Genomic DNA, 13040 nt, shown 5'->3' with positions numbered 1-13040 from the left:
TTAAAAAACATTGCATGGAAGAAAATTTCGGCAACTATTTTAACCAAACAGGCAAGGTGGCCAGAGAATATCTGGAAACCCGGCTGGACCTGCTAAAGCTCCAGGCAGCAGGAAAGCTGTCGAAAGCGTTGGGATTGTTTTTTTCCCTGACGATGGCTTTCCTGCTGTTCTTTTTCGTGATCGTTTTTCTCGGAATGGTAGTAGGGTTCTGGATTGGTGAAATGACCGGCAGTTTCACGATTGGTTTTTCGTGTGCTGCAGGCTTGTTTGTATTATTGTTTGTGGTGATCTTGTTGTTCCGCCGGCAGTTGATCCAGCGGCCGCTTACCAGGTTGCTGCTGACTGAACTGGTAGAAGAGATTGCTGAAAGAGATGAGCAATCCGGTCATATTCATAACCAGCCCGGACACGAACAGGATGCATATGGACATGTGCCCAATGAAGAGGCTACAGAAAACACTTCAAAAGGATAACATGAAAAATGTTTACACATGCGTAAGGTAAAAGTAACCAATCAGGAGACCCTTGACCTGGAAATAGCCCGTTTGAAGATGCGTTCCCGGCAACTGGAAAATGATCTGGGAAAGCGGGTTGACTTCTTCAGAGACAACTACAAAAAGATGGCGCTCAACGCCGTTATCCCCGGTAGTGCCAGACATAGCGGAGTGCTGAACATTGCAGCCAACGTGGCCAAAATGGCCTGGGGCAGCGGGAAGTTTAAAAACTTTGCCACCGGCGCCCTGATGACGGCACTGGAATTTATTGGTGTTCAGCTGGGCATCAATATCTTTAATAAAGTGACCAACCGCCGTAAGAAGAAAAAAGCAGCACAGGCCAACAAAGAAGAGGAATAGTTATCCCCATACTTTCGTTCCTTCACTGCAATTGGCGCATATATCTATGTTTTTCCGGGTTTCCAGGATCTGGCTACGGAAACGTATATACTCTTTATTGTGCCACAACGCCTTAAATGATTCTTTTTTCAGGTTGCCCAGCCGGTGTTGTGCGTCCTTGTCGAAGCAGCAGGGCACTACCAGGCCGTCCCAGGTAACAACCGGCGAGTGCCAAAGGCGCCAGCAATGGTTGCCCAGTTTATTTTTGATGGCATAGGTACCGTCTTCGTTGCGGCGGTAACGGGAATATTTATCTATAGTGGGAATGAGGCGGTTGCCTTCTTCGTAGTCATATACCTGAGCGGTCTTGAACCGTACCTGATCTACCCCGATTTCTTTCGCCAGCCTTTTGATGTCTTCGATCTGATGCTCATTGGGCTTTACCACGAGGAACTGGAAGAAAACAAAAGGTTTAGTGGATTTCAGTTCTTTTTTCCATTTCACGATGTTTTTGGCGCCTTCAATCACTTTGTCCAGTTTACCGCCTACCCGGTACTGCGTATATACGTCCTGGGTAGTGCCGTCTATGGAGATGATAAGGCGGTCCAGCCCACTCTCTACTGTTTTTTTGGCGTTGGCGTCTGTCAGGTAGTGCGCGTTGGTGGAGGTAGCGGTATAGATACCTTTGTCAGCCGCATATCTGACCATATCCAGGAATCCCGGATTGAGGTAAGGTTCTCCCTGGAAATAGAAGATAAGGTATAACAGCTCTTTCGAGATTTCGTCGATGGTTTTCCGGAAGAAATCCTGCTCCAGCATACCAGTGGGGCGGGTAAAAGCCCGCAGGCCGCTCGGACATTCCGGGCAGCGGAGGTTACAGGAAGTGGTGGGCTCAAAAGACATAGAAATGGGATAGCCCCATTGCACCGCTTTATTGGTCCACTTGCTGATAAAGTAGCTCCCCAGCACTTTCCCGGCGTTTAAGGCGCGGCGGAAAGTGAATTTGGAAGCGAGGTTCAGGGTATCATTCAGGTTAAAATCGGGCATATAAAATTCACTTGACCTATGTAAAAGTAGCGTCTTTAAACAAATTATAGCCTATACTTGCCGTAAAAAAACGGCTGCCGGCATTAAACAGCAGTATTACCCGAATCCCTGCAACTAACTAAAACAACGTGAAACGTAACCGGACACGCATCATTTTACTGACCGTATTAACCATCCTGCTGGCGCTTGTTGCCGGGAAATGGTGGTATTTCCGCCAGGAGCGCATTTCCTTTGTGCGGTATGATGAGTTTGGGATCGATATACCGGTCAATTATAAAATCCATGGTATTGATGTCTCCAAATTCCAGAAAGATATTAACTGGCATGCTGTCAAACAGATGCAGGTCGATAAAATTCGTATATCCTTTGCCTTTATTAAAGCGACGGAGGGCATTACCCGCCAGGATGCCGCTTTCAGGCAGAACTGGGAGCGTGCAGGCAAAGCCGGGCTGGTGCGGGGGGCCTACCACTTTTTTTACAGTACGCGGGACCCGTTGAAGCAGGCCATTAATTTCCGCAATGTGGTGGACCTGCAGCCGGGCGATCTGCCACCGGTGCTGGATATCGAAACCAGCAATAATCAGCCGGCCGCGGTGATCCGCAGCACGGCCAAAATATGGCTGGAAGAGATGGAAAAAGCCTATAAAGTAAAGCCGATCATCTACACCAATATCCATTTCTATGAAACGTATCTTGGCAGTGAGTTTGATGATTACCCCCTATGGATAGCGCATTATTACCAGAAAGAGCGGCCGGCGTCCAAAAGGGCGTGGCTTTTCTGGCAACATAGTGATATCGGAAGGGTGAACGGCATCAGGACGACGGTGGACTTTAACGTATTCAGAGGCGACAGCGCCGATCTCGCTAAACTGTGCCTACCGGCGCATTGAAACTAATCATATGGCAGAAGAAAAAGAAAACCCCGAAAGAGAACCGAAAAAGATAGACAAACTGGACAGAGACCTTTTCTGGTTTCTTATCAAGATCATGCGTACTATTTTCGTCGGTTTTTTCTGGATGGTTTTCAATGTGTTCCTGGGACTGTACCTGGGATTTGCCGTGCCGGAGGAGTCAACCCCCGGCCGGATGATATTCTTTTACTCCTGGTTTGTATTGTCCCTGGGAGCCTACCTTTATATGGTATGGCGTTTCTGGCGCAAAAAAATGGATAACCCTGATTAGTTGCCGCTTCTTCTGCCCAGGTCCATGGTCCAGTAGTTGCCGGCCTTGCCGACGCCCATTTCCTTGAAATTACCGTTCATGATGTTTTTACAGTGCCCCGGACTGTTGATCCAACCCTGGATAACACTTTGTTCTGTCATGTAGCCCTGCGCAATGTTTTCACCGTAAGTGTTCCAGTTGTAGCCCACAGCATCGAGGCGGGAGCCTGGCGTGGAGCCGCTGGGAGAGGTGTGGCTGAAGAAGTTGTTGGTTTGCATGTCCACACTGAAATTGTACGCTGCTTTCTCCAGCAGGTCGTTCCAGGTGACAGGGCCTACCGGTGGCATCTGGTCGCCGCCACAGTTACAGCCTTTGCTGCGTACATCGTTCACCAGGCTAAGCAGGGTGGCGCGGTCAATTGTGTTGCCGGCTACGCCGGTACCTGGAGGAGTGGTTGTTCCCGGATTGGTAGTGCCGGGATTGGTCGTTCCCGGAGTGGTACCTGTTCCCGGTTTGGTGGTGTCGGTACCCGGCTTGGTACCTGAACCAGGTTTGGACGTGTCTGTTGTAGGTTTTCCTGGTGTGGTCGTCACCGAATCCTGCCGACTTGGATTAAGTAAACCAGAATCTTTGGAACAGGCTGTAAATACTGCCGCTGCTACACATACACCTAAAATCGCACAAATAAATTTCCCTGTCATAACCAGTTAAAAATTAAAAAATTAAAAAATGAATAGATACAGGTTCTAAACAGGACAAGGATTAAAACTATAGGAGCTTTCAGGGATAGGATTAAAACTACTCGTCGGTAGTCCAAAGGTTATGGGTTAGGAATGCAGAGGCAGTACAAAACGTTTTCTGCGGTCACGAAAATAGGGGATAGATCCGAAAAAACGCCAGCGTTTTTGCAAACTGAATGTTAATGGACGCAACCTTTTGCTACTCAGTGCTGTAGGGAACATTGCACACTGGAGGCCGGCAGATGGGGAGTGTTTGCCCCGTCTCCAGCCCGCTAAACGCGCTAAAACCGCGGTTTTGCGCTTGGAATAGTGTTTGTCGGACTTATATCGAAGTTCATTTTCGCTCCATTTGTTTAAAACCGGTGTTATGAAGAAAAGGAATCTCAGCAAAGAGAAGTCGACAGGTTTTTCGCAAAACAAAAAAAGGCCGGCGGAAGTGCTGACCACAGACAAGGGGACCGTTACGCGCAATCCTCTTCACGGGGACTTGTCAGGGTCGCCGGAAGAAGAAAACAAGGCCGTACGTGACGACGAAAAAAACAGCAAAAAGTCCAATAAGGATAAATAAATAATTACCATATCCGGAGAAAACCCAGACGTTTTTTATTAAAAGAAGATAACAGCTTACTTTTTAGTTTCTTCTTTAATGTTGTGGTGTATAGCGGCCATCCTACTCTTAGGATGGTTTTTTTGTTTTAGCTGCTATGGTCGGCAATGATCTTCCAGGCGCCGTTGATACGTCGGAGAGTGAGGGTGAAGTGTCCCTGGAGGTCGCCAATGCTGCGCTGAAGATGCCATTTGCCCACTACAAAATACACATCGCGGGCCAGTGGCTTGAATTCCAGCAGTTTAAAATCCAGTTTGCCCATGGCCGCCGTGTCGGGATAGCTCTTTTTGTAGCGGTCAAGCGTAGCCTGCCAGCCGTAAGTGACGCCGTTTTTACCAATAAACAGCAAGGAGTCTGAATGCCAGTAGGTTTGCATGAACGCATCAATATCGCCGCGGTTCCAGGCGCTGGTCTGGGCGGCCATGAGGCCTTCTATCTGCCGGCGGTCGTCCTGTTGGGCATCAGCATGTTGGGCTGGCATTGCGGAGAAGCTGGCTATCATTATCAGGAACAGTATAAAACGCATGGTGAATTTTTAGCAAAAGATAAACAGAATTTGCGATGTAACGCAACACTGATTATAGTAACTTTGCAGCACTATTTTGACATCTCTTTCAATTATATTTTAAAAATCAACAGCTTATGCCCGGATATGAACTATTTGGCGCCGAAGAACGGAAAGAAGTAAATGATGTACTGGAAACAGGTATCATGATGCGTTATGGATTTGACGGTCCGCGTAAAGGGATCTGGAAAGCAAAGGAACTGGAACAGGCCATTTGCGACAAACTGAACGTACAGTACACACAGCTTGCCTCCAGCGGTACTGCCGCACTGACCACCGCTATGGCCGCCCTCGGACTGGGTGCCGGCGATGAAATCATCATGCCTACCTTTACTTTCGTTGCCAGCTTTGAATCTGTATTCTCCGTTGGCGCTACGCCGGTGCTGGTAGATGTTGATGACACCCTGACACTGGACCCCAAAGCGGTGGAAGCAGCCATCACTCCCCGTACCAAAGCAGTGATGCCGGTACATATGTGTGGCGCTATGGCTGATCTGGACGCCCTGCAGGCCATCTGTAAGAAACACAACCTGTTGCTGCTGGAAGATGCCTGTCAGTCTTTCGGCGCTACCTATAAAGGCAAAGCACTTGGTTCTATTGGCGATGCCGGCACTTTCTCCTTCGACTTCGTAAAAACCATTACCTGCGCAGAAGGCGGTGCTATTATCACCAATAACAAAGATGTTTATATCAAATGTGACGGTTATACCGACCATGGCCATGACCACCTTGGTGTGGACCGTGGCGCAGACCTGCATCCGTTTATCGGGTACAATTACCGTATCTCCGAGCTGCATGCAGCCGTAGGACTGGCACAGGTCCGCAAACTGGACAACTTCCTGGCCATTCAGCGGAGGACCAAAAAAATCTTCAAAGATGCGCTGGCCACCGTGCCTGGCGTGACTTTCCGCCGCCTGCCGGATGAAGCCGGCGACAGCGCCACTTTCCTGTCGTTCTTCCTGCCGGAAGCCGAACAGGCCAGAAACGCTGCGGCCGCCATGAAAGCTGCGGGTCTGCCTGCTTTTTACTACTACGATAACAACTGGCATTATATCCGTCAGTGGGACCACTTCAAAAACGGTGACGTACTGACACCATTTGCTCCCGGCCTGAAACAGGCGATGGAAATTTATAAAACCAAACAGTTCCCTGCTTCCGATGCTATTATCAGCAGGAACATTTCCACCCCTATCAACCTGGCCTGGAGCGACGCCGAAGTACAGGAACGGGCTGAAAAGCTGGTGAAAGCCGTAAAAAGCGCGTTATAATTTCACATGAAAATGCAAAGCAGCAAAGAACATTGCTGCTTTGTGTCTTTGTGAGTAAAGCATAAACATGAAGAAAGTAGCTTTGATACCTGCCCGTTATGGCGCTACCCGTTTCCCCGGGAAGATGATGGCCCAGCTGGGTGGAAAATCCGTCATCCTCCGCACGTACGAATCCACCGTTAATACCGGAGTATTTGATGATGTGATGGTAGTGACGGACAGCGATGTGATCTACAACGAGATTGTCGGCCATGGCGGCAAAGCCGTAATGAGCAAAAAAGAGCATGAGTGTGGCACGGACCGTATAGCCGAGGCCGTTGTTGACATGGATGTTGACATCGTGGTGAATGTTCAGGGAGATGAACCGTTTACCCAAAAAGAACCACTGGAGAAACTGCTCCGGGTTTTTGAAGGCGAAGAGGGCAGAAAGGTGCAGGTAGCCTCTTTAATGCAGGAGCTGCATGATGAAGCTTCGATTGCCGATCCCAACTATGTGAAAGTAGCGGTAGACAAACAGTTCAACGCCCTGTTCTTTTCCCGTTCCGTGATCCCGTATCCCCGCAATAAGGACATCAAAAGCATTTATTACGAGCATATCGGTATTTACGCGTTCCGTAAACAGACGCTGCTGGATTTTACACAGCTGGCGCCTACGCCGCTGGAGCTGGCGGAGAAGATCGAGTGCCTGCGTTACCTCGAAAACGGTATACCGATGAAGATGGTCGTTACTTCCTATATGGGGGTGGAGATCGATACGCCGGAAGACCTGGAAAAGGCCTCAAAATATTTATAACATCTAACTAAAACGGATATATGAAATTCAGGAATTTCAAAATGGTGGACTACGTAGTTTACGGCAGCGGATGTTTTGATCAGCTGGGCGAAATACTGGCCCCCCGTCGTAAAGGCGATGCTCCCATGATTTTTTTCGTGGATGAGTATTTCCAGGACAAACAGGCATTTCTGTCCCGCATACCGCTGCAGGGCAAAGACAAGGTTGTGGTGATTGATGTGACGTACGAACCCAAAACCGTTACAGTAGATAAAATCCGTGACGAGCTGAAAGCTGAATTCGGCGAGGTGTCCGGTATTATCGGCATTGGCGGTGGTTCTGTGATGGACATGGCCAAGGCCGTAGCGCTGATGATGACCAATCCCGGCTCCTCTGCTGATTATCAGGGCTGGGACCTGGTGAAGAACCCGGCGGTGTATAAAGTGGGTATTCCTACTATTTCCGGTACCGGTGCAGAAGTAAGCCGCACCTGCGTGCTGACAGGCCCTACCCGCAAGCTGGGCATGAACTCTGACTACACCCCGTTTGACCAGATCGTGCTGGACCCTGCACTGACAAAGACTGTGGAGGTTAACCAGCGTTTTTATACCGCCATGGACTGTTTTATCCACTGTGTAGAATCGCTGACCGGCACCTACCTCAATGCTTTCAGTAAATCTTATGGTGAGAAAGCACAGGAGCTGTGCGAAGAGATATTCCTGCAGAAAGACATCTGGGACGATGATTCCGACGAAAAACTGATGATGGCCTCCTATGCCGGCGGTATGAGCATTGCTTATTCCCAGGTAGGAGTGGCCCATGCCGTAAGTTATGGACTGGCTTACCTGCTGGGCACCAAACATGGTATCGGTAACTGTATCGTGTTTGACAAGCTGGAAGAGTTTTATCCTGATGGCGTGAAGAAGTTCAAGGAGATGGTGAAAAAACACAACATCGATATTCCGCAAGGTATTACCAAAGGACTGACCGATGAACAGTTTGATACCATGATCAATGTGTCGCTGGGCATGGCCCCGCTGTGGGAAAACGCGCTGGGCAAAGACTGGAAGGAGATCATGACCCGTGAGCGGCTGCGCAAGCTGTACGAGAGATTATAATCTTACGGGAAACCATATTAAATAATACGAATTGCAGCGTAGTTTGCAATTCGTATTTTTTTTGCACGCAAATCCAATGCGTAGTCATAAACGATATTGCCTTTAACGAACTAATCATGTTGATATTATTGATTGTCACAGGAATCGGGGCCCTGGTGCTGGGGTATTTATACTTCACCGCAATGGGCCGGCAGCGGGCATTACAGACGGAAATGTCAGCACAACAGGAGCGCCATGCCCAGCTGGAAGCGAAGCAGGGGTATTTGCAGCAGCTATTGGACGACAAACAGCAACTGGCCCGCGAGAAGCAGGAGCAACTGGAGCGGCTCAACGAAGAGTTTGCCTCATTAATGGCCGAGCAGGGCCGGTTAATGGAGCAGAACAAATATCTGCAACAACAATTACAGAGCGAAAAGGAAAGGCTGCACGAAATGCACCAGGACTTTAAAGCACAGTTCGAGAATACAGCACAACAGTTGCTACAGCGGATATCAGGGAATTTTATGCAGCAAAACCAGGTGAAAATGGACGATCTGTTGAAGCCACTGGCGGAAAAAATTGATAATTTCCGGAGCAGCGTGCAGCAGTCCCTGGTGGCGGAAACATCGCAACGGGCGGAGTTGAAATCGGAATTGCAGCGGTTGTTGCAATTGAACCAAACCCTTTCCAAAGAAGCGAACAACCTGACGAAAGCGCTGAAGGCGGACACCAAAAAGCAGGGCAACTGGGGGGAGATGATCCTGGAAAAGGTACTGGAGGCGTCGGGCCTGGAGAAAGGAATCCACTATGTCACACAAGACGCACAGCGCGATGAGACGGGACAACTGCGGTTGCCCGATATGGTGCTGCAACTGCCGGAAAACAGGCAGCTGGTGATCGACTCCAAAGTATCCCTTAAAGCATATGAACAGTATTGCAGCGCTGCTGAAGAGGCGGAACGGCAACAGGCACTGAAGCTGCATGTGCAGTCTGTGAAGAACCATGTGAATGAACTGAGCCGCAAAGCCTATCATACGCTGTATAAGAACACCACCGATTTTGTAATGCTGTTTATTCCAATAGAGCCGGCATATGCGCTGGCGGTAATGCAGCAGGAGGAAGACCTTTATGATTATGCTTTCCGCCGTAAGGTGATCCTGGTGAGCGTACCGTCGTTACTGGCCACGCTGCGGATTATTGACGCCATGTGGAGGCTGGATAATCAAAACAAGAACGCAGAAGAAATTGTGCGGCAGGGCAGTGCGTTGTACGATAAGTTCGTGGGCTTCGCGGAAGACATGGGGCTGATCGGGGAACATCTGAAACGCAGCCAGAGCGTATATGACAGCGCGATGAACAAGCTGCATACCGGTAATGGCAACCTCGTAGGCAGAGCGGAGCGCATGCGCAAACTGGGGCTGGAGAATAAAAAGAGCCTGCCGCGGCAACTGACAGTAGAGGTAGAGATGACGACCGATGAGGAGACCGCGCCTTCTGCATCCGGAGCAGAACAAATACCGGCGCCAGGTATCACTGTGCAGCGCCCGGCCTCTCCTGATGAAGTGGTTCAGGATGAGCAGGAGCAGTAACTTATTTGTTTTGCGGGTGAAGTTATCGGCATTGTTGCATCGGACTTACGGACATTCTTTGGCCATCATCGCCGGCTTTTTGTAGAAAAAAGTCAGGTAGATGGTAGCCAGTAAGGTAATGCCAGCAAAGAGGTAAAACGTTGCCGGGAAGTTGGATGACTTGTTGTTGTAGATAAAAGCGGAGAAATAAGCCCCCAACCCGATACCGGCTTCCATGGCGATATACATGCTGGCCAGTGCGCGGCCACGGTGCTCGGGCTGCCCCAGGTCGATGGTCCATGCTGTTACAGCCGGCGAGTTGAGGCCTACAGAGATGCCATATACCACGGCGGAAGCCATCAGCAGGGCCGGAGAGCCGGCAAGGCCCATCATTAACATGGAAGCGGCCATCAGCACGGCGGAAACCTTCAGTACAGGCACCCTCCCATAACGGTCAGACACCTTACCGGCCAGCAAACGGATGCCGATGGAGCTGGCAGTAAAATAGGTAAAGAACACGCCCTTGTTGGCCACTCCCAGAAAAGCCCCGAAATCGGGGATAATCGTGAGCATAGCGCCATAGCTGAAATAGGTCAGGAAACAAATGATCACCGGAGACCACACCAGCGGCTCAAATATTTCATCTCCCTTGATTTTTAACAGTGAAAGCCGGAATGGCTGTTTGTTGACCAGGGTTTCTTTCATGCCGATCAGGATCACCACAGACAGCAGGGCAAATACAGCCGACAGCTGAAACATCACATTGATATTCCATCTTAACGCCATGTAACCGCCAATGGCCGGCCCGAGGGCCATCCCGATTGTGCTGGCCAAACCAACCATGCCCATGGCTTCACCCCGCCGGTTGTACGGAATAATATCGGAAACATAAGCGGAAGTACCGGTAGGTTTGAACCCTGTGGAGAATCCATGGAAAAAACGAAGTAGCAGAAACGCCCCAACGGAGCTAACCAGTGGGTATAACAGACTACACACCACACATACCAGAGAACCGAAAATCATGACCGGCACACGCCCGATAGTATCTGTCAGCTTGCCGCTGAAAGGCCTGGACAATCCGGCCATCAATGTAAACAATCCGATAATATACCCCTTGTAATCCGCCCCTCCCATATTACTCAGATATGCAGGTAACTCAGGGATCATCATATTGAAACTGGCAGAAAATAAAGCATTACTCAGGCATAAGAGAATGAAATGCAGACTGTAGATTTTTCCGGAAGACTGGTCCATGCTGCAAAATTAGTAACTATGGTACAATTTTGGCGAATATGTTGACCGGATAACGAAAACCTGAACAAAAGCGGCTATGGACCTGTTTATTATAGCGATTGTTAATTTATGATAAACATCATAATTGCCCTCCGGAAGAATTCGTAAATTTATTTAAAACCAAAAAATTCAGTTATATGAAAATCGAAATTGGCATCTCTGCGGAACACGCGAAGAAAATAGCATTAGAGTTGAACAAAGTACTGGCTGACGAATTACTGGTGTACGCCAAAACGCGCAACAGCCATTGGAACATTGAAGGTCCCAATTTCATGGAAATGCACAAGTTCTACGAAGGACAATACGAAGAGCTGGAAGAAATTGCAGATGAAGTGGCAGAGTATATCCGTAAAATAGGACACTATGCGGAAGGCCGTTATGCAGACGTACTGAAACTGACCAACCTCCTGGAATCCGAATATTCCAACGACCAGAAAAAACAGCTGCAGGAACTGCTGAACGACCATGAAACCATTATCCGCAACCTGCGCAGACTGATCGATGAATTCGATGAAAAATACAAAGACAAAGGCGCTGCTGATTTTGCAACACAGCTCCTGCAGAAACACCTGTCACTGGCCTGGATGATCCGTTCTTACCTCAAATAATAACAATTGGGATATTTGGTTATTTGGAAATTTAATCATTTTAAGAACCCATTAAATGATTAAATTTCCAAATAACCTAATAACCCAATGTAAATGCTCCACATGGATAATTCAAATGATCTCCGCCTCGCTGTATTGATAGATGCCGACAATATACCCTACCACAACATTAAAGGGATGCTGGAAGAAGTAGCCAAATACGGCAACCCCACTTTCAAAAGAATTTATGGAGACTGGACCAAACCTACCGTAGCAGGCTGGAAAGGCGTATTACTGGAAAATGCCATCACTCCGATACAACAATACAGTTACACCTCCGGAAAAAACGCTACCGACTCGGCCATGATCATCGATGCCATGGATATCCTGTATACCGGCAGGGTAGACGGGTTTTGCCTCGTGTCCAGCGACAGCGATTTTACCAGGCTGGCCACCAGACTGAGAGAGGCTGGCATGAGGGTAATAGGCATGGGAGAGAAGAAAACGCCCAGCGCCTTTCGCGCCGCCTGCGATAAGTTTATCTATCTCGAGATATTACAAATCAGGGAAAAGAAAACAGAACCCGGCAGCAAACCCAAATCGGCGAAGGAAAAACCCAAAGGCATCAGCAAAGCTGATAAAGAACTGATTGACCTGCTGTCTACCAGTATCAATGATATTGCTGATGAAGACGGATGGGCCTATCTCGGAGAGCTGGGTAACCTGCTGCTAAAAAAACAGCCCGACTTCGACGCCAGGAACTATGGCTTCAACAAACTTGTACAGCTGATCAAGAACTTCCCCAACTTTGAAATAGACATCCGGGAGAGCGGCAAGAAGACCGGTAAACTGGTGTATGTAAGAACTGTATAACGTTATGGCATATAGGAAAATAAAGATCGTCAAGGGAGATATTACCAAAATGGATACTGCTGCCATCGTAAATGCGGCCAACTCCTCCCTGATGGGCGGCGGTGGCGTGGATGGTGCTATCCACAGGGCCGGAGGACCAGCCATTCTGGAAGACTGCCGCGCTATAGTGGCCCGGCAGGGGGGCTGTAAAACGGGAGAGGCCGTGATCACCACCGGCGGCCGTTTGCCTGCCAAACATGTTATACATACTGTAGGCCCTGTGTGGAATGGTGGACATAACAACGAACCTGCACTTCTGGCCAACTGCTACCTGCATTCGTTACAGCTGGCATCCCGCCATCAGCTGGCATCAGTGGCTTTCCCTAATATCGGCACCGGTATTTATCATTTTCCGAAAGACCTGGCTGCCAGTATTGCCATGGACACTATCGTCAACTTCCTGGAGCAGGATGAAGTGGTGCAGGAAGTGGTCCTGGTATGCTTTGATGATGAAAATTATACGCTGGCACAACATTACTACAATCAATATATAAGGCCCGAAGAATAAATGACGATGGTTTGGGGGTTAAAGACAAGCCGGTTTGTCTATATTTGAAACCACAACGATTAATGAATCGAAAACCAAACCA

General features: G+C 48.8%; 16 protein-coding genes. 12 read left to right on the top strand and 4 right to left on the bottom strand.

Going from position 1 to position 13040, the window contains the following annotated elements; translation table 11 throughout:
- Positions 1-14 precede the first annotated feature (14 nt).
- Both ACTJJS_RS14815 and ACTJJS_RS14810 read left to right on the top strand, forming a co-directional pair.
- Positions 15-473, top strand: a complete 459-nt coding sequence (locus ACTJJS_RS14815; RefSeq protein ID WP_440664274.1) for a hypothetical protein — start codon at positions 15-17, stop codon at positions 471-473.
- A gap of 18 nt (positions 474-491) precedes the next feature.
- The gene (locus ACTJJS_RS14810; protein ID WP_440664273.1) at positions 492-854 is read left to right on the top strand and encodes a hypothetical protein; all 363 of its coding nucleotides are present in this window, start codon (positions 492-494) and stop codon (positions 852-854) included.
- Here ACTJJS_RS14810 and ACTJJS_RS14805 read toward each other — a convergent pair whose 3' ends face one another.
- Positions 855-1880 carry an SPASM domain-containing protein gene (locus ACTJJS_RS14805; RefSeq protein ID WP_440664272.1) on the bottom strand — a complete coding sequence of 342 codons (1026 nt, stop codon included), beginning with the start codon at positions 1878-1880 and terminating at the stop codon, positions 855-857.
- Between the two features lie 128 nt (positions 1881-2008).
- Between ACTJJS_RS14805 and ACTJJS_RS14800 the strand changes: the two genes are divergently transcribed.
- Both ACTJJS_RS14800 and ACTJJS_RS14795 read left to right on the top strand, forming a co-directional pair.
- Positions 2009-2770 (top strand): glycoside hydrolase family 25 protein, encoded by a 762-nt coding sequence (locus tag ACTJJS_RS14800; protein WP_168870909.1) that lies wholly within the window; start codon positions 2009-2011, stop codon positions 2768-2770.
- 10 nt (positions 2771-2780) lie between these two features.
- Positions 2781-3062: a hypothetical protein gene (locus tag ACTJJS_RS14795; protein ID WP_168870910.1), complete on the top strand. Its 282-nt coding sequence runs from the start codon at positions 2781-2783 to the stop codon at positions 3060-3062.
- Here the strand turns inward: ACTJJS_RS14795 and ACTJJS_RS14790 are convergent.
- Positions 3059-3634, bottom strand: a complete 576-nt coding sequence (locus ACTJJS_RS14790) for a CAP domain-containing protein (protein WP_211092580.1) — start codon at positions 3632-3634, stop codon at positions 3059-3061. The two genes, ACTJJS_RS14795 and ACTJJS_RS14790, sit on opposite strands and share 4 nt — an antisense overlap.
- A 514-nt stretch (positions 3635-4148) precedes the next feature.
- On the opposite strand from ACTJJS_RS14790, the gene ACTJJS_RS14785 reads away from it, so the two are divergent.
- Positions 4149-4349 (top strand): hypothetical protein, encoded by a 201-nt coding sequence (locus ACTJJS_RS14785; RefSeq protein ID WP_440664271.1) that lies wholly within the window; start codon positions 4149-4151, stop codon positions 4347-4349.
- A gap of 127 nt (positions 4350-4476) precedes the next feature.
- On the opposite strand, the gene ACTJJS_RS14780 is transcribed toward ACTJJS_RS14785, so the two are convergent.
- On the bottom strand, positions 4477-4914 hold the full coding sequence (locus tag ACTJJS_RS14780; protein WP_440664270.1) for a YybH family protein: 438 nt from the start codon (positions 4912-4914) through the stop codon (positions 4477-4479).
- Positions 4915-5030: 116 nt separating this feature from the next.
- Between ACTJJS_RS14780 and ACTJJS_RS14775 the strand changes: the two genes are divergently transcribed.
- From ACTJJS_RS14775 to rmuC, 4 genes are all read left to right on the top strand, one after another.
- The gene (locus ACTJJS_RS14775) at positions 5031-6221 is read left to right on the top strand and encodes a DegT/DnrJ/EryC1/StrS family aminotransferase (RefSeq protein WP_440664269.1); all 1191 of its coding nucleotides are present in this window, start codon (positions 5031-5033) and stop codon (positions 6219-6221) included.
- A gap of 67 nt (positions 6222-6288) precedes the next feature.
- Complete coding sequence (gene kdsB / locus ACTJJS_RS14770) at positions 6289-7014, top strand: 3-deoxy-manno-octulosonate cytidylyltransferase (RefSeq protein WP_440664268.1); 726 nt, start codon at positions 6289-6291, stop codon at positions 7012-7014.
- Between the two features lie 20 nt (positions 7015-7034).
- Positions 7035-8111: an iron-containing alcohol dehydrogenase family protein gene (locus tag ACTJJS_RS14765; protein WP_168870915.1), complete on the top strand. Its 1077-nt coding sequence runs from the start codon at positions 7035-7037 to the stop codon at positions 8109-8111.
- Positions 8112-8227: 116 nt separating this feature from the next.
- On the top strand, positions 8228-9679 hold the full coding sequence (gene rmuC / locus ACTJJS_RS14760) for a DNA recombination protein RmuC (protein WP_440664267.1): 1452 nt from the start codon (positions 8228-8230) through the stop codon (positions 9677-9679).
- Positions 9680-9724: 45 nt separating this feature from the next.
- On the opposite strand, the gene ACTJJS_RS14755 is transcribed toward rmuC, so the two are convergent.
- The gene (locus ACTJJS_RS14755; protein WP_168870917.1) at positions 9725-10912 is read right to left on the bottom strand and encodes an MFS transporter; all 1188 of its coding nucleotides are present in this window, start codon (positions 10910-10912) and stop codon (positions 9725-9727) included.
- 176 nt (positions 10913-11088) lie between these two features.
- Here ACTJJS_RS14755 and ACTJJS_RS14750 point away from each other — a divergent pair, with 176 nt between their 5' ends.
- The 3 genes from ACTJJS_RS14750 to ACTJJS_RS14740 all read left to right on the top strand — a co-directional run bounded on the left by ACTJJS_RS14750 (position 11089) and on the right by ACTJJS_RS14740 (position 12958).
- Positions 11089-11559: a Dps family protein gene (locus ACTJJS_RS14750; protein WP_188096829.1), complete on the top strand. Its 471-nt coding sequence runs from the start codon at positions 11089-11091 to the stop codon at positions 11557-11559.
- A 102-nt stretch (positions 11560-11661) separates the two neighbouring features.
- The gene (locus tag ACTJJS_RS14745; RefSeq protein WP_343744637.1) at positions 11662-12411 is read left to right on the top strand and encodes an NYN domain-containing protein; all 750 of its coding nucleotides are present in this window, start codon (positions 11662-11664) and stop codon (positions 12409-12411) included.
- Between the two features lie 4 nt (positions 12412-12415).
- The gene (locus tag ACTJJS_RS14740) at positions 12416-12958 is read left to right on the top strand and encodes an O-acetyl-ADP-ribose deacetylase (RefSeq protein WP_440664266.1); all 543 of its coding nucleotides are present in this window, start codon (positions 12416-12418) and stop codon (positions 12956-12958) included.
- Positions 12959-13040 lie beyond the last annotated feature (82 nt).

This window comes from Chitinophaga sp. 22308 (assembly GCF_052045305.1).
Lineage (GTDB): Bacteria > Bacteroidota > Bacteroidia > Chitinophagales > Chitinophagaceae > Chitinophaga > Chitinophaga varians_A.
The sequence above is the reverse complement of the archived record's forward strand: the minus strand, read 5'-3'. Positions and strand labels throughout refer to the sequence as shown.

Excerpts from the sequence above, each read along its gene's own strand:
- ACTJJS_RS14780 (WP_440664270.1), bottom strand. The coding sequence starts at position 4,914 with ATGCGTTTTATACTGTTCCTGATAATGATAGCCAGCTTCTCCGCAATG.
- ACTJJS_RS14765 (WP_168870915.1), top strand. The coding sequence starts at position 7,035 with ATGAAATTCAGGAATTTCAAAATGGTGGACTACGTAGTTTACGGCAGC.
- ACTJJS_RS14785 (WP_440664271.1), top strand. The coding sequence starts at position 4,149 with ATGAAGAAAAGGAATCTCAGCAAAGAGAAGTCGACAGGTTTTTCGCAA.
- ACTJJS_RS14755 (WP_168870917.1), bottom strand. The coding sequence starts at position 10,912 with ATGGACCAGTCTTCCGGAAAAATCTACAGTCTGCATTTCATTCTCTTA.
- ACTJJS_RS14815 (WP_440664274.1), top strand. The coding sequence starts at position 15 with ATGGAAGAAAATTTCGGCAACTATTTTAACCAAACAGGCAAGGTGGCC.
- ACTJJS_RS14750 (WP_188096829.1), top strand. The coding sequence starts at position 11,089 with ATGAAAATCGAAATTGGCATCTCTGCGGAACACGCGAAGAAAATAGCA.
- kdsB (WP_440664268.1), top strand. The coding sequence starts at position 6,289 with ATGAAGAAAGTAGCTTTGATACCTGCCCGTTATGGCGCTACCCGTTTC.
- rmuC (WP_440664267.1), top strand. The coding sequence starts at position 8,228 with ATGTTGATATTATTGATTGTCACAGGAATCGGGGCCCTGGTGCTGGGG.
- ACTJJS_RS14810 (WP_440664273.1), top strand. The coding sequence starts at position 492 with ATGCGTAAGGTAAAAGTAACCAATCAGGAGACCCTTGACCTGGAAATA.
- ACTJJS_RS14745 (WP_343744637.1), top strand. The coding sequence starts at position 11,662 with ATGGATAATTCAAATGATCTCCGCCTCGCTGTATTGATAGATGCCGAC.
- ACTJJS_RS14805 (WP_440664272.1), bottom strand. The coding sequence starts at position 1,880 with ATGCCCGATTTTAACCTGAATGATACCCTGAACCTCGCTTCCAAATTC.
- ACTJJS_RS14795 (WP_168870910.1), top strand. The coding sequence starts at position 2,781 with ATGGCAGAAGAAAAAGAAAACCCCGAAAGAGAACCGAAAAAGATAGAC.
- ACTJJS_RS14775 (WP_440664269.1), top strand. The coding sequence starts at position 5,031 with ATGCCCGGATATGAACTATTTGGCGCCGAAGAACGGAAAGAAGTAAAT.
- ACTJJS_RS14740 (WP_440664266.1), top strand. The coding sequence starts at position 12,416 with ATGGCATATAGGAAAATAAAGATCGTCAAGGGAGATATTACCAAAATG.